A 23,533-nucleotide genomic window follows, 5' to 3' on the forward strand; every position below is an offset into this window, starting at 1 on the left:
AATATTCAAGCCCCCCCTGGGCGCTGCGCGCCTCCCCCAGGGGCGGAACTGGCGGACTGGCGGAGCCAGATCCGCTGTTCCCTCCTGTGTGCAGCAGCGCTTTTATCACCCGGATGTGCTGTTGCGAGCGCTCACACACGTTGGAGTAGAAGGCCTTTCAGGTACTCGCCTTCGGGGTGCGTCATGCGCATCGGGTGGTCGATGCCGGCGGCCAGGCGTTCCAGCAGGACGAATTCCAGGTGCGAGTCGGTCACGGCGCCGGCGACGATCTTTTGAAACAAATCGACGGTGATGGCGCCCGAGCATGAAAAGGTCAGCAGGTAGCCGCCCGGCTTGACCAGACGCATGCCCTTCAGGTTGACGTCCTTGTAGGCGCGCGCGGCCTTGTCCACGTGGTGGGCGGATGGGGCGAACTTGGGCGGGTCCAGCACCACGATGTCGAACTGCTGGCCTTCGGCGGCCAGGGCGCGCTGGGCGTCGGCCACCTTGCTGATGCGGCACTCGAATGCGGCCGGATCGATGTCGTTGCGGGCCGCGTTCTGCGCTGCGGCTGCCAGGGCGTCGGCCGACGAGTCCACCGATATCGCGCGGGCCGCTCCGGCCTTCATGGCGGCCAAGGAAAAGCCCCCGGTGTACGAAAAGCAATTCAGGATGGTGGCCGACGGGCCGATCTGCGCCGCCAGTTCGGCCACGCGCTTGCGGCTTTCACGCTGGTCCAGGTAGAAACCGGTCTTGTGACCGTGCAGGACGTCCACGCCGTAGCGCACGCCGTCTTCAACGATCTCTATCGGCGCGGAAGGCGCGTCGCCCCGCATCGGGCCGACGCGCGATTCGAGGCCTTCGCGTTCGCGCACCGCGGCGTCCGACCGTTCATACACCTGCGTGCAGCCCGTTGCGGCAACCAGTCCGTCGACCAGGGCCTCGCGCCAGCGTTCGACGCCGGCCGCCAGGAACTGCACCACCAGCTGGCCGGCATACCGGTCGGCCACGAAACCCGGCAGGCCGTCGGCCTCGCCAAACACGACGCGCGCGCCGTTGCTGCGCGCGGCCAGCGAACTGCGCCGTGCCACGGCTTCGTGCACCCGCTGCGCCATCCAGGCCGCATCGATGGTGTCTTGCTCGTTGAAGCTCCAGCAGCGCACGCGGATCTGCGATTCGGGACTGAAGGCGCCCCACGCCAGGAAGCGTCCCTTGTCGTCCACCACCCGCACGGTATCGCCCGACAGGGGGCGGCCCACGGTCTGGGCGATGCCGGTGGCATACACCCAGGGATGGCGGCGCAGCAGCGACCGTTCTTTGCCGGACTTCAGGACGACTTCACTCATGGGGGTTCTCTTGCGGGCGGCGGGCGCCCGGATTCACGAAAGCGGGGATGTTATGCGATCGGCGCCCGGCGTGCTGACAGCCGGGCGCCGTTGGGGACCGTGCCCCCGGGTTCAATACTTCCAGAAGATCTGCTGGATCGCCGCAGCATCGTTGGTGCGGGTCAACGCCAGCGCCATCAGGATGCGCGCCTTTTGCGGGTTCTGGTCCCCGGCGACGACCCAGCCGTACTTGTCATCGGGCTGCTCGCCATTGCGGACCACCACGCCGCTGCCCGTACGCGATGCGCGCAGCACCTGCAGGCCCTTGCCGCGGGCATCCTGCAGCGCAGGCACCATGAATTCCGACACGCTGCCGTTGCCCGTGCCCGCATAGACCAGGGCCTTGGCGCCGCCGCCCACGATCGCGTCGACCGCCGCGCGATCCACGTTGCCGTAGGCATAGGCGATGCCGACCTTGGGCAGGGCCGTCAATTGCGCGATATCGAATTCGCTGTTGACGGTGTGCGCGCGCGCCGGCAGGCGGTAGAACTGCGCCTGGCCCTCAACTACATAACCCAGCGGACCGTAGGGCGACTTGAAGGTCTCGAGCTTGAAGGTGTTGGTCTTGCTCACGTCGCGACCCGAATGGATTTCGTCGTTCAGCACGACCAGCACGCCCTTGCCGCCCGCTTCCCGGGTGGCCGCCACCAGCACGGCGCTGTACAGATTGAGCGACCCATCGGCGCTCAAGGCCGTGCCCGGACGCATCGACCCGACTATCACCACCGGCTTGGTGCTGCGGATGACCAAGTTCAGGAAGTAGGCGGTCTCTTCGATGGTATCGGTGCCGTGGGTGATGACCACGCCATCGACGTCATCGCGCTTGACCAGGTCGGCCACGCGGCGGCCCAGTGTCAACAGGCGTTCGTCATTGAAGCTTTCGCTGCCGATCTGGAAGACCTGCTCGCCGCGGACGTTGGCAAGTTTCTTGATGTCGGGCACGGCTTCGATGATGGCGTCGACCGGCACGACGGCCGAGCGATACGCCGACGTATTGGTCGCCGCCGCCCCCGCGCCGGCAATGGTGCCGCCGGTGCCCAGAATGACGACATTTGCCAGGTTCTGCGCCATCGCGCAGCACGTCATGGCGACGAAAAGGAAGACGGCGCCGGTGGAACGGCGGGCAAGGTGCTGAATGGTCATGGACATTTCCCCCTGAAAAAACGGTGTGTCGTCCTGGTCGTCGGCAGGCCGGCGTTGGGTCAGGACGACGTTTTCTTGTCGTCGGGCGCCGCCCGCGCCGCACGCGGATGGGCCTTGTCATACACCTTGGCCAGGTGCTGGAAGTCGAGCCGGGTGTAGATCTGCGTCGTGGAAATACTGGCATGACCCAACATTTCCTGCACGGCGCGCAGGTCTTCGGCGGACTGCAGCACATGGCTGGCAAAACTGTGGCGCAGCACGTGCGGGTGGACATGCGCCGGCACGCCAGCCGCCTGCGCCCACCGGGACAACTGCGTCTGCACGACGCGGGGGGCAATGCGGGCGCCACGGACACCCACGAACAAGGCATTGGCGTCGGCGGGATGGGCCGCCAGCCGGGACGCGTCGTCTTTCGCCAAGGACGGCCGGTCGGCCAGCCAGGCGGTCAACGCGGTCCGGGCGGCCTCGCCCACGGGCACCGTGCGGCGCTTGCCGCCCTTGCCCAGCACGCTGACTTCGCCGGCTTCCAGGTCGATCCAGCCGGCCGATTCGTACTGTGCCGTCTTCAGGTAACGCACGTCCAGTCCTGTCAATTCCGACAGGCGAAGCCCGCTGGAATAGAACAGCTCGAACATGGCGCGGTCGCGGCTGGCCACCAGCCGGTCGGGTTCGGACAGGAGCGCGGCCACGCCACCCACCGTGCCGGGCACATGGTCCAGCAAAGCCTGGGTCTGCTCGACCGACAGCGCCTTGGGCAGTCCGCGCGGCGCCTTGGGCGCACGCAGCCCGGCCACCGGGTTGCCGGGCAGGCCCGCCTGCGGCGCCCACCATTGGTAGAAGCCGCGCCAGGACGCCAGCATGCGGGCCAGGCTGCGCGGCCCCATGCCGCGGGCGTGCAACTGCCCCAGATACCGGCGGATATGGCCGGACGAGATGTCGGCCAGCGGCAGGCTGCCTGCCAGCGTGATCAATTGCTGCAGGTCGCGCCGGTAGGCGGACAGGGTGTGGGCCGAATAGCGGCGGGCGGTTTCCAGATGCTGCAACCACTGCAGCATCTGCGGCGCCAGGGGAACGGTGTCGGCTGGCGCGCCTGTCATGTCAGTCCGCCAGCAGGCGCGAAAGCGACGCGCTGGCGACTTCGCCGATGCGCGCCAGGAAGGCCGTGCCCATCGACGGCGAAAAGCGATCCGGATCCGGCGACGCCAGCACCAGCAGGCCGAAGGCCTGGGGCGACAGGCCCACGCGCAGCGGGATCAGCGCAATCGAGCCGACCGACCGCTCCAGCCACGTGGCCGCCTCAAAGCCCGAATTCGGGCCGCAGTACGGCGACATGAGGCTGTTGGTGAAGCTGCGCACGTCGTCGGTCACGCTGCCTTGCCAGGCAGGGGCGTCGCCCGCGCCGGCGCCGTCGGCCTTGACCGGCAGGCCCCACACCCGCAGAGCCACATCGGGCACGCTGAAGATATCGGCCAGGCCGGTGGTCAGCACGTCGGGCAGCTTGCGCGCCGACGGTTCCTTGAGCAGCGCGCGGCTCCAGCGCTGCAGGTTGTCGGCGATATGTTCGTTCTCGGCGGCGTTGCGAACCAGTTCCGCCACCCGCAGTTCCATGCCGCGCACGCGTTCGCGCAGCGCCAGCACCTGGCGTTCGGCCAGCGGAATCGCGCGGCCTTCGTGGGGATGAGGCACCTTCAGCGTACTGAAGAGCTCGGCATGCTGTTCAAAGAAATCGGAGTGGTCCTGCAAGTATTGCGCGACTGCGTTGGCGTCCATCGTGTGCTTTTCTAGATCCATTGATTACCTTCTTCCAGGGAGTGCCCGGCGGGGAAGCGCCGGGCGACCGCGTTCAGCCCAGCAGGGTGTCGACGTCGATCACGCCCTGGAAGACCGTCACGACCGGGCCGGTCATGACCAATTGTTCACCGTCCCACGCGATCGTGAGCACGCCGCCACGTGTCTGGACACGTACCGGCGAATCGAGCAGGCCACGGCGGATGCCGGCTGCCACGGCGGCGCAGGCGCCCGTGCCGCAGGCCAGCGTTTCGCCCGACCCGCGCTCGAACACGCGCAGCCGGATGTTGCGCCGGTCAACGATCTGCATGAAGCCCGCGTTGACGCGGCGCGGGAAGCGGCGATGGCTTTCGACCCGCGGGCCGACGGTGGCGACCGGGGCGGTATCGACATCGTCCACCACCTGCACCGCATGCGGATTGGAGATGCCAACCACCGACACCCAGACCTGGCGGTCGGCGCCGTCATCCGACGGCAGGTCGAGCGGCCAAAGCTGGTCGTTGCCTTCGATGCGCGGCACCAGGCCGGCGCTGTCGAACGGAACCGCCGCCGGCTCGAAGCTGGTGCGGCCCATTTCGACGTTGACCTCGCCGTCGTCCTGCTCGCTGAGCACGATGATGCCCGTGCAGATCTCGGCGCGGATCGGGTTGCGGTCGGTCAGGCCCTGCTCATGCACGAAGCGGACGAAGCAGCGGGCGCCGTTGCCACAGTGTTCAACCTCGCCACCGTCGGCATTGAAGATGCGATACCGGAAGTCGGCGTCGGCCCGCGTCGCAGGTTCCACCAACAGGATTTGATCGGCCCCGACACCGAATTGACGATGGGCGAGCTTGCGCGCGCGCTCGGGGGTAAGCGTGATGTTTTGCCGAACGCCATCGAGAACGACAAAGTCGTTGCCTGCGCCGTGCATTTTGGTGAAGTGCCAGTCCATTGTCGGATTATCGCACCTTGTTGCACTTCCGGCCGCGCGCGGGTGACCCGGCCGCCGCAACAGCAGGTTTCCAACGAAGGGGGCAGGCAGCGCGCCGGGCTTGCTATTCTGCGCACTTGCCCTCTTCTTCCCGGTTGACCATGGCCCGTATCGTTCCCGACGGCTGGCGCGAAGTCAGCGCCACCGGCGCCGCCCAGCGCGAAATCGAAACCCTGGCGCTGCTCGCGCGCGGGCTGCCCGAGGGCTACACCGTCTATCACGCCGTCCACTGGACCAACGTCGAGCAGGGCTTTTCGATCTATGGCGACATCGACTTTGCCGTGGTCAGCCCGGCCGGCGAACTGCTCCTGATCGAACAGCAGGCCGGCTTCCTGGAAGAGACGCCCGAAGGCATCTTCAAGAAATACCCTGACGGCGCCAAGAACGTGCGGGTGCAGCTGGCGCGCCAGGTGTCGGTGCTGCAGAGCCGGCTGTCGAAGCGGCCCAACATCGGCACGGTGCGGGTCGAGTACCTGCTCTATTGCCCCGATTACCTGGTCCGTTTTCCCGACACGGCCGGGCTGGCGCCGGAACGCATCGTCGACGCCGACCGCCGCGACCAGTTGTGCGCCATCATCCAGGCCGCCATTCCGCCGGGCCCGCCAAACGGCCAGGGCGCGCACGTGCACCGGTTCCTGAGCGACGTCATCCAGCTGCATCCGGACACCAGTGTCATGGTGGGCCGCGCGCAGGCCATGGTCACCCGGATTTCGGGCGGCTTGACGCATTGGGCGCATCAACTCGAATTCGAGCCCTTCCGCCTGCACGTGATCGGCACGGCCGGGTCGGGCAAGACGCTGCTGGCCCAGGCCGAATACCGCAATGCGATCGATGCCGGCAAGCGGCCCTTGTATGTGTGCTTCAACCGTCCGCTGGCCGACCACTTTGCCGAGGTCGCGCCCGAAGGCGGCATGGCCTGCACCTTCCATACCTTGTGCGGCGCCATGCTGCGCACGATCGGCACGCAGGCCGACTTTTCGCGCGCCAGCGTGTTCGACGATCTGGTCGAGCAGGCCGCCAGGATTCCGGTGCCGCCGTCGATGGTGTTCGACACGGTCATCGTGGATGAAGGCCAGGACTTCACCGACCACTGGCGCGACATCGTGCTGCGCCATGCGGCGCCCGATGCGCGCATCGTGTGGCTGGAAGACCCCATGCAGAACCTGTACGACAAGCCACCCGTGCAGTTGCCCGAGTGGGTGACGCTGCACGCCACCGCCAACTACCGCAGCCCGCGCAGCGTCGTGAAGCTGCTGCAGAACCTGTTGCCGGATACGGTCAACATTGAACCCTGCGGGCCCATCGCGACATCTGACGTGGAAGTCATGGTGTATGACGACGACGCGCAGCTGATCGATCACACCAAGAAGGCGATCTCGCACTGCCTGGCGGCGGGCTTCAAGCGCAGCGATATTGCCGTGATCGGATTTCGTGGCCGCGAGCACTCGGCCTTGCTGCGCCAGTCGCAGTTCGGGCCGCATGCCATGCGCACCTTCACTGGCACCTACGACCTGTTCGGCAAGCCGGAATTCTCGGAAGGCGACGTGCTGATGGAGTCGATTTATCGCTTCAAGGGCCAGGCCGCGGCGGCCGTGGTGTTTACCGAGATCGATTTCGAAACGCTCGATACCAAGACCAAGCGCAAGCTGTTCGTGGGGGCGACGCGGGCAATGATCAAGCTGGTGCTGGTGGTGTCGAAGCGGTCGCCCAAGGACTGGCTGGAAAGCTGACAGTCGGTTCATGTGATCACTGCGCGGGCGCGCTGCTTGCTTGGATCGGGCTCCCGACTTCAGGAAACTTGCATGTCCCCGCAGCACTTCGATGTCATTGTCGTTGGCGGCAGTTATGCCGGCCTGTCCGCGGCGATGCCGCTCGCCCGCGCCCGGCGCAGCATACTGATGATCGACGCGGGCCAGCGCCGCAATCGCACGGTCGAGCGGGCGCACGGTTTCCTGGGCCATGACGGCAAGGATCCCGCCGCCATCGCGGCGCTGGGCCGCGAACAATTGCTGGCCTATCCCAATGTGCAATGGCGCGACGCGTTGGCCGAACAGGTCCGGCGCGAGACGCAGCCGGATGGCGAGCGCTTCGTTGTCACCTGCAACGATGGGGTGTCGGTCGCCGCCGACCGGCTGGTGCTGGCCACCGGCCTGACCGATGACCTTCCCGACATTCCCGGACTGGCGCAGCGCTGGGGCAAGACGGTTTTCAACTGCCCTTACTGCGATGGCTACGAACTGGACCTGGGGGAGGTGGGCGTGATCGGAACCGGCGCGTTGTCGGTGCACGAATCCATGATGCTGACCGACTGGGGCACGGTCTCGCTGTTCACGAATGCCTGTGTGGATTTGGATGCCGACCAGGCCGCACAACTGCAGGCGCGCGGCGTGACGATCGTGGACGGCGTCGTGGCATCCATTGATGAGCACGCAACGGTCGTGCTGGACGATGGCCGGCGCCTGGCCTTGCGCGGCCTGTTCGTGGCGCCGCGTCAACGCATGACCAGTGCACTGCCCGAACAGCTGGGCTGCACCCTGGAAGAAGGCCCCTTCGGCAGCTTCATCCGCACCGATTCCTGCAAGGCGACCGACGTGCCCGGCGTGTACGCCTGCGGCGATGCGGCTCGGGCCACGCACAGCCTGGCCTCGGCAGTGGGCGATGGCTTCCAGGCGGGCGTCGCGGTGCATCAGTCGCTGGTGTTCGCCTGACCGGGCGCGACACTTGCTGTACCGGAATCTCCCAAAGAAAACCCACTAGGAGTCCTCCATGAGCATTCGCACCGCAACCTTGAGCGCCGTAGCCGCATGTTTCGTCATGGCCAGCACGGCCGCGGTCGCACAGACCGGCTCGAAGACGCCTCCGGATGGCCCGACCGTCCGCGCCGCGCCGGCGACATCGCCCGATACGTCGATGCCGTCGTCGAAGGGATCGCGTTCCAACCTGCAGAAGGCGGACACTGCGTTCCTGGAGAACGCGGCGCAGGGAGGTTTTGCCGAAGTCGAGGCGGGCAAGATGGCCCAGACCAAGGCCAGCAACGCTGAAGTCAAGGCCTTTGGCCAGATGCTGATCGACGAACACACCAAGGTGAACCAGGAACTGGCGACCCTGGCCTCGTCCAAGGGCTACACGCCGCCTACCGAGCCTTCGGTGGTGCAACGGACCGAACTTCGCGCGCTGGGCGTGCTCGATGGCGACAACTTCGACAAGATGTTCATGCGCCGGATCGGCGTCGCTTCGCACGAAGCCACCATCAAGCAGTTCCGCGAAGCCTCGCGCAGCGCCCGCGATCCCCAGGTCAAGGCATTTGCTGCAAAGACGCTGCCGTCGCTCGAACACCATCTGAAGATGGCCAAGACGCTGCAGACCAAGCTCGGCAAGGACTGAGCGCCCCGTTGACCGGGAGGATGCGGCGGCATGCCTGAGCAGGCTCTGCCGCCGCAAGCAAATCCCGCTCATCCGTTTCAAGGAAGGTTGATGGTTGCAACGATGCCCAGGGACGGCCGGCTGGAAAGTACGCTGGCCATGCTGGCCGATCCCTATCGCTACATTTCCAGCCAGTGCAGGCGCCTGGGCACCGAGGCTTTCGAGGCCCGGATCATGTTGCAGCCGACCCTTTGCCTGAGCGGCGCGCAGGCCGCGGCGGTGTTCTACGACACCGACCGCTTCCAGCGCGCCACGGCCGCACCCGAGCCCGTCCGGGCCACGCTGTTTGGCAAGGTGACGGTGCAGAATCTGGACGCCGCTGCCCACCGCGTGCGCAAGGCCATGTTCGTCGATGTGCTGAATGCTGCCGCCGTGCAGTCGCTGGTTCAGCACACCTCGCGCGAATGGCATGCCGCCTTGTCGGGCGGTACCGCGCAGCCCCTGTATGAGCTGACCCACTGCGTGCTGACGCGCGCGGTATGCCGCTGGGCAGGCGTGCCGCTGTCCCGAGAAGACGCGCCGCGCCGGCAAGGCCAGCTGGTGGCCCTGTTCGATGATGCCGCACGCAATGTCGCCAGCCACTTTCGCGCGCGCGCGGCACGGGGCCAGGCGGAACGCTGGCTGGCAGGCGTGATTGACGATGTCCGTGCGGGGCGCCATACGCCCCCCGCCGACAGCGTGCTCGCTGCGATCGCGCGTCATCATGACGCCGACGGACAGGTGCTGTCCTCGCACGTGGCTGCCGCCGAATTGCTGAACGTATTGCGGCCGGTGGTGGCGGTGTCGGTCTATATCGTCTTCGTTGCCCATGCGTTGGCAATGCATCCGGCATGTGCCCGACGGCTTGCCGATGGCGATCGCCGATTCAAGCTCGCGTTCGTCCAGGAGATCCGACGGCACTATCCCTTTTTTCCGGCCGTGGTGGCGCGCGCCACGCAGGACTTCGAATGGAAGGGCATGCGTATCGAACGTGGTCGCCGCGCCATGCTCGACCTGTATGGAACCAATCATGATCCCCGCACCTGGGACATGCCGGAGCGCTTCGACCCGACCCGTTTTCTTGACCGGACGATCGGTCCCTTCGACCTGGTGCCCCAAGGCGGCGCCGATGTCCGCACGCATCACCGGTGTCCCGGCGAAGATGTCACCACCGCGCTGATGGGCCTCTTTGTTGACCATCTGCTGCGCAGCGAAGTCATCCCTGGCGATACCGAACTGGACTGGCGCCGGCTGCCCGCCTTGCCGCGCGGCCGCATCCTGGTCAAGGCACGCGCCGGCATCCGTCAGGCCGGTCTGGCCGACGTCGGCATGGGCACTGCCTGACGCCTTCCTGAACCCCCCGCTCAATTCCCCCAGAACCTTGCCGGCTACTCCCGCCTTGCCTGCCAGGCCAGCGGTACGCTGTCGTTTTCGTACGGAGCCCACCTATGCCTTCCTTCACACTCAATGGACAGCCGACCACGCTCGATGTCCCTGATGACATGCCCCTGCTGTGGGCCATTCGCGATGTGGCCGGCCTGACCGGCACCAAGTTCGGCTGTGGCATTTCGATGTGCGGCGCCTGTACGGTGCACATGGACGGCGCCGCCATCCGGTCGTGCGTGACGCCGGTGTCGGTCGCTGAAGGCAAGGCCATTACCACCATTGAAGCCATGGACCAGGACCCGGTCGGCAAGAAGGTGCAGGCGGCCTGGCGGCAGATCGACGTCGTACAGTGCGGCTACTGCCAGTCCGGCCAGATCATGGCGGCGACGGCGCTGCTCAAGACCACGCCGACCCCGTCGGATGCCGATATCGATGGCGCCATGTCGGGCAACATCTGCCGTTGCGGTACCTACGGCCGCATTCGCGCCGCGATCAAGATCGCGGCCGCGACGTAAGGAGCCGACATGACCGATCTCTCGACTCCCGCAGCCGTAGCCTCCCCCACCCGCCGCCGCTTTCTGCAGGTCGGCGCCGCCGCCGGAGGTGGCCTGCTGATCGGCTTTGGCCTGACGGCATGCAACCGCAAAGACCGCAACGCCACACCCCCCGAAGCGGCGGTCGGCCACGCCACCACCAACGTGACGGGCGACGCCCCCGCGCTGGCGCAGCGGGCCTTCATCCGCATCGACCGGCAGGGCGTCGTAACCCTGATCGTGCACAAGGTCGAGATGGGCCAGGGCACCTACACGTCGATGCCCATGCTGATCGCCGAAGAGCTGGAAGTGGACCTGTCGCAGGTCAGGCTTGAACACGCGCCCGCCGACAACACCCTGTACAGCGACCCGCTGCTGGGGGGCCAGGTCACCGGCGGATCGACGTCGATCCGCGGCGGCTGGCAACCCATGCGCGAAGCGGGCGCCGCGGCGCGCATGGTACTGATCGATGCCGCCGCGCAAACGTGGAAGGTTGACGCGGGCGAATGCCAGGCCCGCAATGGCAAGGTCACCCATACCGCCAGCGGCCGCAGCATGCATTACGGCGAACTGGTCGACTCGGCGGCAAAGATGGACACGCCAAAAACGATCAAGCTCAAAAAGGCCGACGACTTCACGGTGATCGGCAAGTCCATGAAGCGGCTGGACTCCGCCGACAAGGTGAACGGCCAGGCCAAGTTCGGGATCGATGTCCGCCTGCCGAATATGCTGGTCGCCACGGTCGCGGCCTGCCCGGTGCCGGGCGGCAAGCTGCAGGCCGCCGATGACGCCAAGGCCATGGCGGTCAAGGGCGTGCGTCACGTGCTCAAGCTGGACAACGCCGTGGCCGTGGTAGGGGACCACATGTGGGCCGCCAAGCAAGGCCTGGCCGCGCTCGAGCCGACCTGGTCGGACGGTCCGAACGCGTCCATGACCACGGCCACCATCATTGCCGACATGAAGACGGCATCGAACACTGCGGGCGTCGTGGCGCGCAACGACGGCGACGCAAACAAGGACGCGCCCAAGGGCGGCAAGCGCCTGGAAGCCGTCTACGAGATGCCTTTCCTGGCCCATGCCACGATGGAGCCCATGAACTGCACCGTCGATCTGCGCGCCGATGGCTGCGACCTGTGGCTGGGCACCCAGGTGCCGGCCCTGGCGCAGGGCGCGGCGGCCAAGCTGACCGGCCTGACCAACGACCAGGTCAGGGTCCACAACCATTTCATTGGCGGCGGCTTTGGACGGCGGCTGGAGGTGGACATGGTCACGCAGGCTGTCGCGTTCGCCAAGCAGCTGAAGCAACCGGTCAAGTTCGTCTGGACCCGCGAAGAAGACATCCAGCACGACATGTATCGGCCTTATTACTATGACCGGTTGTCGGCCACGCTGGACGACAAGGGCCAGCCGCAAAGCTGGTCGCACCGCATTACCGGATCGTCGATCATGGCGCGTTTTGCGCCGGCCGCCATGAAGGACGGGCTGGACCCCGACGCCGTGGAAGGCGCGCGCGACATGCCCTATGCCATCCCGAACGTGCATGTGGACTACGTGCGTCATGAACCGCCGGTGCCCACCGCGTTCTGGCGCGGCGTCGGCCCGACGCACAACATCTGGGTGGTCGAAAGCTTCATCGACGAGCTCGCCGCCACCGCGAAGCAGGATCCGGTCGCCTACCGCCGTGAACTCCTCGACAAGTCGCCCCGCCTGCGCGAAGTGCTGAACCTGGCGGCCCAGAAAGCCAACTGGGGTACGCCTGCGCCGGCTGTCGAAGGCCATCGCGTGGGCCGCGGCGTGTCCGCGCAGTTTGCCTTCGGCAGCTATATCGCCCAGGTCATCGACGTGGCAGTCGACCCCGCGGGCGAAGTAAAGGTGACCCGCGTCGTGTGCGCCGTCGACTGCGGCCAGTTGATCAATCCGGACACCGTCATGGCGCAGATCGAAAGCGGCGTGGTGTTCGGCCTGACGGCAGCCTTGTGGAACGAGATCACCTTCGACAAGGGGCGGGTGCAGCAATCCAACTTTGGCGATTACCGGATGATGCGGCTGAATGAAGCGCCCAGGATCGAGGTGTATCTGGCCAAGAGCACCGATGACCCGGGCGGCATCGGCGAGCCAGGCACTGCCGCCACGGCGCCTGCCTTGACCAACGCGATCTTTGCCGCGACCGGTCAACGCATCCGCAAACTGCCGGTGTCGAGTGCGCAACTGAAATCGGCGTGACACCCTGCAGTAGCTCAAGGCCCGGACGACGCTTTCTTCAAGCGTCGTCCGGGCTTTTCTGTTTCTCGATGTGCCGTGGGCAGCTCGACGCTACATCTGGTTGCAAGCCCGGCATCATGCCGGCCGTCGGCGGGTAACATGCATGGGCTGCGCCCGCCCATCCCTCACTGCACTTCGACGTGACGCCTGCCCGTGCAGTGCAGTCACCGCACTCATGACCGACTCGCTCACGCCGCCCTCGTCATCCTTTCCCTTTCTTGCCCAAGGCGGCGATGTCGCCAACATCATTGCCACACGTGACTGGTCGGCCACGCCGATCGGGCCGATCGACACCTGGCCCGGCACGCTCACCACCACCCTTGCACTGATCCTGCGCGCGCCGCTGCCCATCGTGACGCTGTGGGGCGACGCAGGCGTGATGCTCTATAACGATGCCTATTCGGTATTCGCGGGCGGGCGCCATCCCGAACTGCTCGGGTCCAACGTGCGGGAAGGCTGGGCCGAAATTGCTGACTTCAATGACAACGTAATGAAGGTCGGCCTGGCTGGAAAGACGCTGCGATACGAAGACCAGGAACTGACCCTGTATCGCAACGGGGTCGGCGAACCGGTGTGGATGAACCTGGACTATTCGCCCATTCCCGGCCCCGACGGCGTGCCTGTTGGCGTCATTGCGATCGTGGTGGAGACGACGGCGAAAGTGCGCGCGGAACGCTGGCTCAGCGGCGAACGCGAACGCCTGCGCCGCCTGTTCGAGCAGGCGCCGGGCTTCATGGCCATGCTGACCGGGCCGACCCACGTATTCGACATGGCCAACGCGGCGTTCATGTCCCTGGTCGGCCATCGCGAACTCCTTGGATCCAGCATTCGCGATTGCATGCCGGAACTGGCCGGCCAGGGCTTCTTCGAGCGGCTCGATCAGGTGTACACGCTGGGCCGATCGGACGCGGGGGCGGCGCATCCCATGCACCTGACGCGCACGCCCGGCGCCGCGACGGAACTGCGCCACGTGGACTTCATCTACCAGCCGGTGCGCAGCGAAGACGGCGACGTCATCGGCATCTTCATCCAGGGTACCGACGTCACGGACCGCCTGCTGGCCGAAAGCGCCGTTGCCGAGAGCGAGGCAAAGTTCCGCACCTTTGCGCAGGCCATGCCGAACCAGGTGTGGTCCGCCGACAGCCGCGGCGCGCTCGACTGGTTCAACGACAAGGTCTACGCGTTCAGCGGCCGGCAGCCCGGCACGCTTGGCGGCAACGCCTGGTGGCACCGCGCGCTGCATCCGGACGACGTGCCCCATGCGCTGAACCGGTGGCAGCGCGCGGTCGAGACCGGGGGCACCTTCGAGTGCGAATTCCGCATCTGCCGGGCCGATGGCATCTATCGCTGGCATCTGTCGCGTGCCTTGCCGATTCGCGATGCGGCGGGCGATATCGTGCGGTGGGTCGGCAGCAACACCGATATCGAAGACCAGAAGTCGGCCGCACGCGCGCTGGAACGCCTGAACAAAACGTTGGAACAACAGGTGGCCGAGAGCCAGGCCGACCGCGATCGCATGTGGCGGCTGTCAACTGACGTGATGCTGGTGGCCGACTTCGAGGCCAACATCGTCGCCATCAACCCAGCCTGGACCGAACTGCTGGGCTGGGACGCCAACGCATTGGTAGGGCGGTCCTTCATGGACCTGGTGCATCCCGACGACCGCATCGACACCCTTGCCGAAGTGGGCGACCTGAGCGCCGGCAAGCGCACCTTCAAGTTCGTGAACCGCTACCGCTGCCGCGACGGTCACTACGTGGTGCTGTCGTGGACAGCGGTGCCCGACGCCCGATTCATCCACGCCGTGGGCCGCGACATTACCGCCGACCGCGAAGCCGCCGATGCATTGCGCCGCACCGAACTCGCGTTGCAGCAGTCGCAAAAGATGGAGACCATCGGCAAGCTGACCGGCGGTGTGGCCCACGACTTCAACAACCTGCTGCAGGTGATCTCGGGCAACCTGCAACTGCTGGCGACCGATGTGGCCGGCAATGGCCGCGCCGAACGCCGGCTGGCCAATGCATTGGGCGGCGTGCAGCGCGGCGCCAAGCTGGCCAGCCAGTTGCTTGCGTTCGGCAGGCGCCAGCCGCTCGAACCCAAGACCATCAAGATCGGCCGGCTGATCGGGGGCATGGAAGACATGCTGCGCCGCAGCCTGGGCGAGGCGGTCGAAATCGAAACACTGGTGTCGGGCGGCCTGTGGAACACGCTGGTCGATCCCACGCAGGTGGAAAACGCCATCCTGAACCTGGCCATCAACGCGCGCGACGCCATGGACGGGACGGGCAGGCTCACCCTTGAAGCCGGCAATGCCTTCCTGGACGACGCGTATGCGCGTCAGCACGTCGAAGTCACGCCCGGCCAATACGTGATGCTGGCCGTGACCGACACCGGTTGCGGCATGACGCCCGAGGTGCTCGCACAGGCCTACGAACCCTTCTTTTCGACCAAGCCCGAAGGCAAGGGCACCGGGCTTGGTCTATCGATGGTGTACGGCTTCGTGAAGCAGTCGGGCGGACACATCAAGATCTACAGCGAACCCGGCATGGGCACGACGGTCAAGCTGTATCTGCCGCGCTCACATGACGTCGAAGAAGTCGGCGTGGTGGTCGAAACTGCCGCGGTCGAAGGCGGCCGCGAAACCATTCTGGTGGCCGAAGACGACGACCAGGTGCGCACCACGGTGGTCGAGACACTGTCCGAGCTGGGCTACCGCGTCCTGAAAGCGTCGGATGCGGCCAGCGCACTGGCCATTATCGAGAGCGGGATCTCGATCGATGTGCTGTTCACCGACGTCGTCATGCCCGGCCCCATGCGCAGCCCGGAACTGGCCCGCCGCGCCCGCGAACGCCTGCCCGGGCTGGCCGTGCTGTTCACGTCCGGCTATACCGAAAATTCCATCGTGCATGGCGGCCGGCTCGACGCGGGCGTGGACCTTCTGAGCAAGCCCTACACACGCGAGGCACTGGCGCGAAAAATTCGCCAGGTATTGGCCGCCGAAGGCAGACGCGGCGCCGGATCCGCCGGCCCTCCCGGCACGCCAGCCCCCTTGGACGACCACCGCCCCGCGACCTGCGCCCGCCGCATCCTGTTTGTCGAAGACGATGCGCTGATTCGCGAGAACACCCGTGAACTGCTGCAGGAACTGGGACACACCGTGTTCGTGGCAGGCAACGCGCGCGACGCTTTGGCGACCCTGAGCCGCGAAGCGATCGATGTGCTGATCACCGACCTGGGCTTGCCTGGCGAGTCGGGCGAAGCGCTGGCCCACGCGGCCAAGAAAGGGTCACCCGGACTCGGGATCATCTTTGCCACCGGCACCGAACCCGATCCCCTGCCCTCAGGCTTTGAAGTGCTGCGCAAACCGTACGACACGGTGGCGATCGAGGCGGTGCTGCGGCGGGTGAGGTGAGCGACAAGCCAAACAGTGAGCGACCAGCCAAACAGCCTTTACTGCGCGTCAGCTATCGGGGCTTCCGCCGCACGCGGCTTCTTGTACCGGTTGTAGCCCCACAGATATTGTTCTGGCGCACGCTGGATAATGCGTTCCATGGCCGCATTCACCCAGGCGGCCTGGGCGTCGGTGCCTTCCGGAACCGGACCCGGAAGCCGCAAATAGTGCACGCGCCAGCCCTTGCCGCCTGGCAGCCGTTCGCCGGCTGCCAGCACCACGGCCGCGCCAGTCTGCGTGGCCAGGCGACCGGGCAGCACCATCGAAAACGCATCGCGACCAAAAAACGGCGCCCACACGCCTTCGCCATTGCCCGGCACCTGGTCAGGCAGGATGCCGATCGCGTCGCCCTTGCGCAACGCCCTTACCAATCGTCGCACTCCTTGCAGGTTGGCGGGCGCCGTATCCAGGTTCGGTCCCGCGCGTCCGGCTTCAACCAGGGTCGACAGCCATTGCTTGCGCGGCGGACGGTAGAGCACGGTGATCGGGCCGCCCCGATACGCGTAATAGCGCGCCGCGATTTCAAAGCAGCCAATGTGCGGCGTCATGAACAGGATGCCCTTGCCTTCGGCGATCGCCGCCGCAACATCGTCCCAACCTTCGGCCTGCACCTTGGACAACGCTTCGTCGGGCCGGAACCAGCACTTGGGCACTTCCAGGGCGCCTTCCCCTGCCGACGCGGCCGACGCGCGGGCAAACTTTTCGCCCGTGAAGCCTGCCAGCGCGGCGTTTTCGCGCAGGCGCGCGGCGTAGGTGGGCGACAGCCGGTAGACGAGAAGGCCCAGGCGGCGACCCAGGAAGTGGAGCCAGGAAAGCGGCAGGCAGGCCAGCAGTCGATAAAATGTAAGCATCGGACTCGAAATAGAGAAAACGGGCGCCGCGCCGGTCCGGGAAGACCGACAGGACGGTAGGGCCACTGCGGCCCGATCCCCGATTTTCCCCTAAAATGACTGTGATCGCCGAGTTAACACGACAACTTGCGGGGCGATCGGGCGTTTGCGCATGCGCGACCGCCACATTCCGCTAAAGCGTCGCTGCTCGTACAAGGTCTTGACCCTGCCGTGCAACGCGCCGCATAACCGATATGCCGGGCCGGTTGCAGACTCCCGGCAGTTGATAAAAGGACCATCGAGTGGCCAACAAAGACTACCTCTTCACCTCCGAATCCGTTTCCGAAGGGCATCCGGACAAGGTCGCCGACCAGATCTCCGATGCGATCCTGGACGCGTTGCTGGAACAGGATCCCACGTCGCGGGTCGCCGCCGAAACGCTGTGCAACACCGGTCTGGTGGTGCTGGCAGGCGAGATCACCAGCCGCGCCAACGTCGACTACATCCAGGTCGCGCGCGACACCATCAAGCGCATCGGCTACGACAACACCGACTACGGGATCGACTACAAGGGCTGCGCCGTGCTGGTGGCCTACGACAAGCAGTCTCCCGACATCGCCCAGGGCGTGGACCGCGCGTCCGACGACTACCTGAACCAGGGCGCTGGCGACCAGGGCCTGATGTTCGGTTTTGCCTGCTCCGAAACCCCCGACCTGATGCCCGCGCCGATCTGGTACGCGCACCGCCTGGTGCAGCGCCAGAGCGAACTGCGCAAGGACGGCCGCCTGTCCTGGCTGCGTCCGGACGCCAAGTCGCAGGTCACTTTCCGTTATGTCGATGGCAAGCCGGTCGAAGTGCACACCGTGGTGCTCTCGACCCAGCACGCGCCTGAAGTCTCCCAGGAAACCATCCGCGAAGCCGTGATCGAAGAGATCATCAAGAAAAGCTTCCCGGAAGGCATGCTGACCGCGAACACCAAGTACCTGGTGAATCCGACCGGGCGTTTTGTGATCGGTGGCCCGCAGGGCGACGCCGGCCTGACCGGCCGCAAGATCATCGTCGACACCTACGGCGGCGCATGCCCGCACGGTGGCGGCGCGTTCTCGGGCAAGGACCCGTCCAAGGTCGACCGCTCGGCCGCGTATGCGGCCCGGTATGTCGCCAAGAACGTGGTCGCGGCCGGCCTGGCCACGCAATGCCAGATCCAGGTCAGCTACGCCATTGGCGTGGCCGCCCCGATCAACATCACCGTCGACACCAACGGCACCGGCGTGATCCCCGATGACCAGATCGTTGCCCTCGTGCAGGAACACTTCGACCTGCGTCCGAAAGGCATCGTGGCCATGCTGGACCTGCTGCGCCCGATCTACACCAAGTCGGCCGCGTATGGTCACTTTGGCCGGTCGGAACCGGAGTTCAGCTGGGAAGCGACCGACAAGGCTGCCGCGCTGCGCGCCTCGGCCGGCCGCTAAGCGTCACCTTCCTGGATTCCATGGCTTCCAACGATAACGACTACGCAAAAACGGTCAGCTCCGCTTCCTTCACGGCCACGGACTCTCCGTGCGTGGCCGTGTGTTCCACCCTCTTCGATGACATTTGCAGAGGGTGCGGACGGACCGCCATGGAAGTCTCCAACTGGGTGTTCATGACCGACGAGGAAAAGCAGGTGGTGTGGCAACGCATCCGCGCCCAGGGCTATCCTCGGCGGCGCGGCTGACGCGCTGCGCCACGCAGGCGGCATCACCCCAGCTTGAATCCTGCGTCCAGCGGGATCAGTTGCCCTGTCACTTTGTTTGCATCGACGGCCAGCCAGTGGACCGTCTGCGCGACGTCGTCCGGGGTGATCACGTCCTTGAGCAGGGCGCGCGAGGTGTAGCGCGACCTGCGCACCGCCAGTTGCTCCGGCGACAGGCTACCCGCCAACCAATCGCTGTCCACCAGGCCGGGCAACACGGCATTGACCCGAATGTCGGGCGCCAAGGATCGCGCCAGCGCCAGGGTCAGCGTGTTCAGGGCACCCTTGGACACGGCATAGGCGATGGATGAACCCGTGCCCATGATCGCTGCCATCGACGACACGTTCACGATGCTGGCGCCGGCCTGGCCGCGCATATGGGGCAGCAATGCCCGCGACATCTGGAACGCGCCCACGACATTGACCGCATGGATGGTCTGGAACATATCGGCCGACAGGGCGTCGAGATCTTTCGGATTGACGACGCCGGCCGATGCTCCCGCATTGTTGACCAGCGTATCGACCCGCCCCCACCGGTGGCCGACTTCCTGCGCCAGCGCCCGGCACTGCGCGTCGTCGGCTACGTCTGCGCGGATGACCAGCACTTGCGCGCCTTCGGCCTGGCATTGCTGCGCGACCGCATCGGCCGCGTCGCGCCTGCGCGAATAGTTGATGACCACATCGTGACCCTGCCGCGCGAAGTGGCGCGCCGTGGCCGCACCGATGCCGGTCGACGATCCGGTAATCACGCACACGCGGCGCTGCGCGCCCTCATCGATCATGCGCTGGCCTTGGCCCAGTAGGGCGCACGCAAGACTTTCTTTGACAGCTTGCCCAGCTCGGAGCGCGCCAGATCGTTGCGAAACTCCACGATCGACACCCGCTGCGTCTTGCCCAGCCGTGCGTTGACCCAGTCACGCAGGGTGGCTTCGTCAATGCGCGCACCCGGACGCAGCACGACCAGCGCAAGCGGCGTCTCGTCCCACTGCGCGCTTGGCACGCCAATGACGGCGCAGTCCTGGACGTCCTCGTGCCGCACCAGCACCGCCTCCAGATCGGCGGCATACACGTTGTTGCCGCCCGAGATGATGACGTCCTTGCTGCGATCCAGCAGCGTCACGAAACCATCGGCATCGATATGCCCGATGTCGCCCGTGCGATGGAACAGGCCCCCGTCTTCGTCGTACCAGCGGATCTCGGCCGTGGCTTCGGGCCGGTTGTGATAGCCCGCCATCATGAAAGGCGAGCGGCCGACGATTTCGCCGACCACCGGCTCGTCGGCGTCCTTGGCCTGGCCCGGCAGGCGCCGGCCCGCCTCATCGATCAGCAGGATGTCGGTGTCATGCACCGGCACGCCCACCGTGCGCAACTTGTCCGGATGGGCGCGCCCGTCGAGAAAGCACGAGACCCCGCCTTCGGTCATGCCATAGACCTCGAGAAAACGCCCGGGCCACCGATCCAGGATGTCGCGCTTCAGTCCTGCATCCATCGGGGCGCCCGTGGACTGGCTCAATTCGAACGCCGACAGATCCGATGCGGCAAATTCCGGACTCGCCAGAAGCCGCTTGTATTGCACCGGCACCAGCATGGTGTGCGTTGCCCTGAACTGGCTGGCCAGCGACAGGAAGCGCGCGGCGTCGAACTTGCGCATCAGCACGCATTCCCCGCCATGCGCCAGCGACCCCAGCAAGGGCGTCAGTGTCGTGTTCGAGTACATCGGCGTCGACAGCAGAACCCGGCTATGGGCGCCAAAGCCGAAGCCGTTGCGCTGCGCCTGGCGCTGGCGCATGCCGTGCAGGTGCACGATGCCCTTGGGCGTGCCGGTGGTGCCAGAGCTATAGATGATGTTGAAGGCGTCGTCGGGCGATGCGGCAGGCAGCGGCAGGTCGCCAGTGGGCTGGTCGCGCCATGCGCCGTATTCCGTGGCCTGTGCGCCCGCATCGCCAAACCGCACGGTCGTCCACGATGTCGGCGCCGCCGCACCGGAAGTGCCTGTCCAAGGCAGGTCGCCAACCGCCGGATCAACGAACAGCATTCGGGCATCGCAGTCGGCCAGCATCGTGGCCAGCGTGTCCGCGCTTGCCGATGCCGGCAGCGGCACCACGCATGCGCGCGCCGCCACGATGCCGAACAGGCACTCCACATAGGCCAGCGACGGCAACCCGAGCAGCGCGACGCGGTCGCCGGGCTGCACGCCCGCCGCCACCAGCGCCCGCCCCACACGCTGGACGCGCTCGAACAGTGTCTGCCACCTCAACGTGGCGTCATCCATCCTGAATGCAACATTTGCAGGCATGACCGCCGCATGCCGGGCGATCATCTCGATGAAAGGTTGGAAACGGGACGGGTCGGTGGACGTGTCGTTCATGGGGAAGTCCTGTGGACAGGGTTCAAGTCGGATGTCGCGGGGCGCGTGCCGTATCCACCTGCCGTACTTGCCTGCATCGCCTGCATGGCCTGCAGGCGGGTGCCGATGTCGGCGGCGGTACCCTGCAGATCGTCCAGATGCCGGGCAATGGCCTGCGCCGGGGTCATGGTCGATGCGAAGTAGGTCAAGCCCACCGCACAGGCGACGCCGTGCCGATCAAAAACCGGCACCGCAAGCGTATTGGTGGCGGGCCAGTACCGCGTGTCGCGGGTCGCAAAGCCATGGGCGCGCACGTCATCAAGCACGTTCCGGATTGCAACGCCATCCTTGGCAGGCGCGTCTTCATCACGGTCCGACGACGCCAGCGCGGTAATGAGCACGTCCTGTTGTTCGGCCGAACAATGCGCCAGATACGCGCGGCCGATGGCGCGGCTCGCGAGGCTCAGACGCACATTGAGGGTCGAGTGTCGAAGCGCCAGTGGCGACAGGGGAATGGTGCTGTAGCGCACCACCATCGACAGCTCATCGAGCATCGCGACGGCCACGGGCCACTTGATGCGGCGGGTCAGTTCATCCATGCAGGGCTTGGCGGCCTCGACCACCAGCGGTTCGCTGTGATAACCGTGACTGAGGGCCAGCACGCCCGACGTCAGGTAGTAGGCGCCATGCTGCGGGGCGTGCTTGACCAGGCCGCATTCTTCCAGTGTCCGCATCATTCGCATGATCGTTGCCTTGGGCAGGCGCGTCTGGCAATGCAGCATGTCGATCGTGGATATCGAGCGCTGGTTCAGTGTCCGCAACAGATCGATCGCGCGAACGACGGACCTGACGGCAGTGGTTTCGCATGATGTCGAACGCATACGGCGGTCTCCTTTTTTTCGAGTATAGGAAGGCGCTCGACGCGGACTCTTGAATTACCCGGACGTTTTCGCTCAGCGAAATCGACCATCGCCAGCATCGCAATCGCGACCACCCTCCGTAAGATCGCCCCATCGATCGACGCACTGAGATACCCGCATGGAGATGAATGCATGACCCCACCCCGCCCTGCCCCGCGCATCATCGACACGCACGCCCATGTCTTCAGCATGACGATGCCATTGGCCGAAGGCGCCTGGCACACGCCGGCCGCTGAAGCCGACGCGGAGCAGTACCTGCGCACGCTGGACGAACATGGAGTCGAGTCGGGCGTGCTGGCTGGCGCAAGCATCTCGGGTACCAACAACGACTATCCGCTCGCGGCATGCGACCGTCATCCGCGACTCAGGACGACGGTGATCGTCGCGCCCGACTGTCCCCTGCCGGCTTTGCAGGACATGGCCCGCCGCGGCGCCGTTGGCGTGCGCTTCCAGCTGCGCAATGTTGCTCGCGTGCCGGACTTTGCGTCGGTGGAATACCGGGGCCTGCTGCGACACATCGCCGAACTGGGCTGGCATGTGCAACTGCACGATGACGCGCGCCGCCTGCCGGACTACCTGCCTGCGCTGGAAGCGGCGGGCGTGGACGTTGTCGTCGATCATTTCGGTCGTCCGGATCTGGAAGACGGCATTGGCGGCGCAGGCTTCCAACGCCTGCTGCGGTCCATCGATGGCGGCCGTACCTGGGTCAAGCTGTCGTCCGCGTTCCGCGTGGGTTCAGACGACCTCGTCATGCAGGCGGCCACCGCACTGATCGCATGCGCCGGGCCCCAGCGCCTCATGTGGGGCAGCGACTGGCCGTTCGCCGCCTTCGAATCCCGCGTCACGTACACACAGGTCCTGAACGACCTGTGCACCTGGGTGCCGGATTCCGTCACCCGCCACCGCATTGCCTTTGATACGCCCAACCTTTTCTACCGACCCCGCCATGACCAAGACTGAACTGCTTTCCCTGCGCTACGAACTTGAAGCCCTGACCATCGATTTCTGGCACGAAGTCGACATCGCGGGAGGCGGCAAGGCCGCCAGCTACTATGTCGAGGACGCCGTCTTTGCGTCGAGCGTGCGCGAATACCGCGGCCGCGCGGCCATCGAAGCGTTCTACGAACGGCGTCGTGACCGCGGCGCCCGCGTCTCGCTGCATGTGGTCCAGAACTTTCGCATCGAACCGGACAGCGACACCCAGGTGCGTTGCCAGTACATTCTGAATCTGTACGCCGCCGATGGGGTGCCGGTCCTGCCGTCACGGCCTGCGATCATGCTTGCGCTGGTCGAAGAGGTGGTGGTCAAGCAGGCGGACGGCGCCTGGCGTTATGCATCGCGCCGCGTCTTTCCCCAGTTTCGCGATGAGACGCCGACCACGGGCTGAAGCCCGCCGACGCGG

The 23,533-nt window shown here is 66.1% G+C and carries 20 protein-coding genes; 11 read left to right on the plus strand and 9 right to left on the minus strand.

Translation table 11 applies throughout. The features are described from left to right. Nucleotides 1-131: 131 nt before the first annotated feature. From IE116_RS14630 to dapF, 5 genes are all read right to left on the minus strand, one after another. Nucleotides 132-1,325 carry a class I SAM-dependent rRNA methyltransferase gene (locus IE116_RS14630; protein WP_189613530.1) on the minus strand — a complete coding sequence of 398 codons (1,194 nt, stop codon included), beginning with the start codon at nucleotides 1,323-1,325 and terminating at the stop codon, nucleotides 132-134. Nucleotides 1,326-1,436: 111 nt separating this feature from the next. Then, nucleotides 1,437-2,450, minus strand: coding sequence for an asparaginase (locus tag IE116_RS14635; protein WP_229828475.1), 1,014 nt, complete (start codon nucleotides 2,448-2,450; stop codon nucleotides 1,437-1,439). Between the two features lie 116 nt (nucleotides 2,451-2,566). Beyond that, complete coding sequence (gene xerC / locus IE116_RS14640) at nucleotides 2,567-3,604, minus strand: tyrosine recombinase XerC (RefSeq protein WP_189613534.1); 1,038 nt, start codon at nucleotides 3,602-3,604, stop codon at nucleotides 2,567-2,569. Between the two features lies 1 nt (nucleotide 3,605). Beyond that, nucleotides 3,606-4,298, minus strand: coding sequence for a DUF484 family protein (locus IE116_RS14645; protein WP_229828183.1), 693 nt, complete (start codon nucleotides 4,296-4,298; stop codon nucleotides 3,606-3,608). Nucleotides 4,299-4,350: 52 nt separating this feature from the next. After that, nucleotides 4,351-5,226, minus strand: a complete 876-nt coding sequence (gene dapF, locus IE116_RS14650; protein WP_189613536.1) for a diaminopimelate epimerase — start codon at nucleotides 5,224-5,226, stop codon at nucleotides 4,351-4,353. Nucleotides 5,227-5,366: 140 nt separating this feature from the next. Here dapF and IE116_RS14655 point away from each other — a divergent pair, with 140 nt between their 5' ends. From IE116_RS14655 to IE116_RS14685, 7 genes are all read left to right on the plus strand, one after another. After that, nucleotides 5,367-6,995 (plus strand): ATP-binding domain-containing protein, encoded by a 1,629-nt coding sequence (locus tag IE116_RS14655; RefSeq protein ID WP_189613538.1) that lies wholly within the window; start codon nucleotides 5,367-5,369, stop codon nucleotides 6,993-6,995. A 72-nt stretch (nucleotides 6,996-7,067) separates the two neighbouring features. Continuing rightward, complete coding sequence (locus tag IE116_RS14660) at nucleotides 7,068-7,973, plus strand: NAD(P)/FAD-dependent oxidoreductase (RefSeq protein ID WP_189613539.1); 906 nt, start codon at nucleotides 7,068-7,070, stop codon at nucleotides 7,971-7,973. Between the two features lie 58 nt (nucleotides 7,974-8,031). Continuing rightward, nucleotides 8,032-8,649 (plus strand): DUF4142 domain-containing protein, encoded by a 618-nt coding sequence (locus IE116_RS14665; protein ID WP_229828184.1) that lies wholly within the window; start codon nucleotides 8,032-8,034, stop codon nucleotides 8,647-8,649. Nucleotides 8,650-8,739: 90 nt separating this feature from the next. After that, nucleotides 8,740-10,011: a cytochrome P450 gene (locus IE116_RS14670; RefSeq protein ID WP_229828185.1), complete on the plus strand. Its 1,272-nt coding sequence runs from the start codon at nucleotides 8,740-8,742 to the stop codon at nucleotides 10,009-10,011. A gap of 104 nt (nucleotides 10,012-10,115) precedes the next feature. After that, a complete protein-coding gene (locus tag IE116_RS14675; protein WP_189613542.1) occupies nucleotides 10,116-10,568 on the plus strand; it encodes a (2Fe-2S)-binding protein in 453 nt (150 codons plus the stop codon). A 9-nt stretch (nucleotides 10,569-10,577) separates the two neighbouring features. Continuing rightward, nucleotides 10,578-12,809, plus strand: a complete 2,232-nt coding sequence (locus IE116_RS14680; protein ID WP_189613544.1) for a xanthine dehydrogenase family protein molybdopterin-binding subunit — start codon at nucleotides 10,578-10,580, stop codon at nucleotides 12,807-12,809. 214 nt (nucleotides 12,810-13,023) lie between these two features. Beyond that, nucleotides 13,024-16,260 (plus strand): PAS domain S-box protein, encoded by a 3,237-nt coding sequence (locus IE116_RS14685; protein WP_189613546.1) that lies wholly within the window; start codon nucleotides 13,024-13,026, stop codon nucleotides 16,258-16,260. Nucleotides 16,261-16,298: 38 nt separating this feature from the next. On the opposite strand, the gene IE116_RS14690 is transcribed toward IE116_RS14685, so the two are convergent. Next, on the minus strand, nucleotides 16,299-17,150 hold the full coding sequence (locus tag IE116_RS14690; RefSeq protein ID WP_189613548.1) for a lysophospholipid acyltransferase family protein: 852 nt from the start codon (nucleotides 17,148-17,150) through the stop codon (nucleotides 16,299-16,301). Between the two features lie 281 nt (nucleotides 17,151-17,431). Between IE116_RS14690 and metK the strand changes: the two genes are divergently transcribed. After that, nucleotides 17,432-18,601 (plus strand): methionine adenosyltransferase, encoded by a 1,170-nt coding sequence (metK, locus tag IE116_RS14695; protein WP_189613550.1) that lies wholly within the window; start codon nucleotides 17,432-17,434, stop codon nucleotides 18,599-18,601. A 20-nt stretch (nucleotides 18,602-18,621) separates the two neighbouring features. Then, entirely contained in the window at nucleotides 18,622-18,846 is a 225-nt protein-coding gene (locus IE116_RS14700; protein WP_189613552.1) for a DUF1289 domain-containing protein, read from the plus strand. Between the two features lie 23 nt (nucleotides 18,847-18,869). Here the strand turns inward: IE116_RS14700 and IE116_RS14705 are convergent, their stop codons facing one another. The 3 genes from IE116_RS14705 to IE116_RS14715 are packed head-to-tail and all read right to left on the minus strand — an operon-like array spanning nucleotide 18,870 to nucleotide 22,092. Further along, nucleotides 18,870-19,646 carry an SDR family NAD(P)-dependent oxidoreductase gene (locus tag IE116_RS14705; RefSeq protein ID WP_189613554.1) on the minus strand — a complete coding sequence of 259 codons (777 nt, stop codon included), beginning with the start codon at nucleotides 19,644-19,646 and terminating at the stop codon, nucleotides 18,870-18,872. Next, on the minus strand, nucleotides 19,643-21,232 hold the full coding sequence (locus IE116_RS14710) for a class I adenylate-forming enzyme family protein (protein WP_189613556.1): 1,590 nt from the start codon (nucleotides 21,230-21,232) through the stop codon (nucleotides 19,643-19,645). Before IE116_RS14710 ends, IE116_RS14705 begins: the two co-directional genes overlap by 4 nt. Beyond that, nucleotides 21,229-22,092, minus strand: a complete 864-nt coding sequence (locus tag IE116_RS14715; protein WP_189613558.1) for a DNA-binding transcriptional regulator — start codon at nucleotides 22,090-22,092, stop codon at nucleotides 21,229-21,231. Before IE116_RS14715 ends, IE116_RS14710 begins: the two co-directional genes overlap by 4 nt. Nucleotides 22,093-22,263: 171 nt before the next feature. Here IE116_RS14715 and IE116_RS14720 point away from each other — a divergent pair, with 171 nt between their 5' ends. Together IE116_RS14720 and IE116_RS14725 are read left to right on the plus strand one after the other, a co-directional pair. Beyond that, nucleotides 22,264-23,091 carry an amidohydrolase family protein gene (locus IE116_RS14720; RefSeq protein ID WP_189613560.1) on the plus strand — a complete coding sequence of 276 codons (828 nt, stop codon included), beginning with the start codon at nucleotides 22,264-22,266 and terminating at the stop codon, nucleotides 23,089-23,091. Further along, complete coding sequence (locus IE116_RS14725) at nucleotides 23,078-23,518, plus strand: YybH family protein (RefSeq protein WP_189613562.1); 441 nt, start codon at nucleotides 23,078-23,080, stop codon at nucleotides 23,516-23,518. Before IE116_RS14720 ends, IE116_RS14725 begins: the two co-directional genes overlap by 14 nt. The last annotated feature ends 15 nt before the right edge of the window (nucleotides 23,519-23,533 follow it).

This window comes from Pigmentiphaga litoralis (assembly GCF_014651835.1).
GTDB lineage: Bacteria > Pseudomonadota > Gammaproteobacteria > Burkholderiales > Burkholderiaceae_B > Pigmentiphaga > Pigmentiphaga litoralis.

Bases quoted from the DNA above. Each gene is read 5' to 3' on its own strand.
- IE116_RS14630 (WP_189613530.1), bottom strand. From the start codon at position 1,325: ATGAGTGAAGTCGTCCTGAAGTCCGGCAAAGAACGGTCGCTGCTGCGC.
- IE116_RS14635 (WP_229828475.1), bottom strand. From the start codon at position 2,450: ATGACGTGCTGCGCGATGGCGCAGAACCTGGCAAATGTCGTCATTCTG.
- xerC (WP_189613534.1), bottom strand. From the start codon at position 3,604: ATGACAGGCGCGCCAGCCGACACCGTTCCCCTGGCGCCGCAGATGCTG.
- IE116_RS14645 (WP_229828183.1), bottom strand. From the start codon at position 4,298: ATGGATCTAGAAAAGCACACGATGGACGCCAACGCAGTCGCGCAATAC.
- dapF (WP_189613536.1), bottom strand. From the start codon at position 5,226: ATGGACTGGCACTTCACCAAAATGCACGGCGCAGGCAACGACTTTGTC.
- IE116_RS14655 (WP_189613538.1), top strand. From the start codon at position 5,367: ATGGCCCGTATCGTTCCCGACGGCTGGCGCGAAGTCAGCGCCACCGGC.
- IE116_RS14660 (WP_189613539.1), top strand. From the start codon at position 7,068: ATGTCCCCGCAGCACTTCGATGTCATTGTCGTTGGCGGCAGTTATGCC.
- IE116_RS14665 (WP_229828184.1), top strand. From the start codon at position 8,032: ATGAGCATTCGCACCGCAACCTTGAGCGCCGTAGCCGCATGTTTCGTC.
- IE116_RS14670 (WP_229828185.1), top strand. From the start codon at position 8,740: ATGGTTGCAACGATGCCCAGGGACGGCCGGCTGGAAAGTACGCTGGCC.
- IE116_RS14675 (WP_189613542.1), top strand. From the start codon at position 10,116: ATGCCTTCCTTCACACTCAATGGACAGCCGACCACGCTCGATGTCCCT.
- IE116_RS14680 (WP_189613544.1), top strand. From the start codon at position 10,578: ATGACCGATCTCTCGACTCCCGCAGCCGTAGCCTCCCCCACCCGCCGC.
- IE116_RS14685 (WP_189613546.1), top strand. From the start codon at position 13,024: ATGACCGACTCGCTCACGCCGCCCTCGTCATCCTTTCCCTTTCTTGCC.
- IE116_RS14690 (WP_189613548.1), bottom strand. From the start codon at position 17,150: ATGCTTACATTTTATCGACTGCTGGCCTGCCTGCCGCTTTCCTGGCTC.
- IE116_RS14700 (WP_189613552.1), top strand. From the start codon at position 18,622: ATGGCTTCCAACGATAACGACTACGCAAAAACGGTCAGCTCCGCTTCC.
- IE116_RS14705 (WP_189613554.1), bottom strand. From the start codon at position 19,646: ATGATCGATGAGGGCGCGCAGCGCCGCGTGTGCGTGATTACCGGATCG.
- IE116_RS14710 (WP_189613556.1), bottom strand. From the start codon at position 21,232: ATGAACGACACGTCCACCGACCCGTCCCGTTTCCAACCTTTCATCGAG.
- IE116_RS14715 (WP_189613558.1), bottom strand. From the start codon at position 22,092: ATGCGTTCGACATCATGCGAAACCACTGCCGTCAGGTCCGTCGTTCGC.
- IE116_RS14720 (WP_189613560.1), top strand. From the start codon at position 22,264: ATGACCCCACCCCGCCCTGCCCCGCGCATCATCGACACGCACGCCCAT.
- IE116_RS14725 (WP_189613562.1), top strand. From the start codon at position 23,078: ATGACCAAGACTGAACTGCTTTCCCTGCGCTACGAACTTGAAGCCCTG.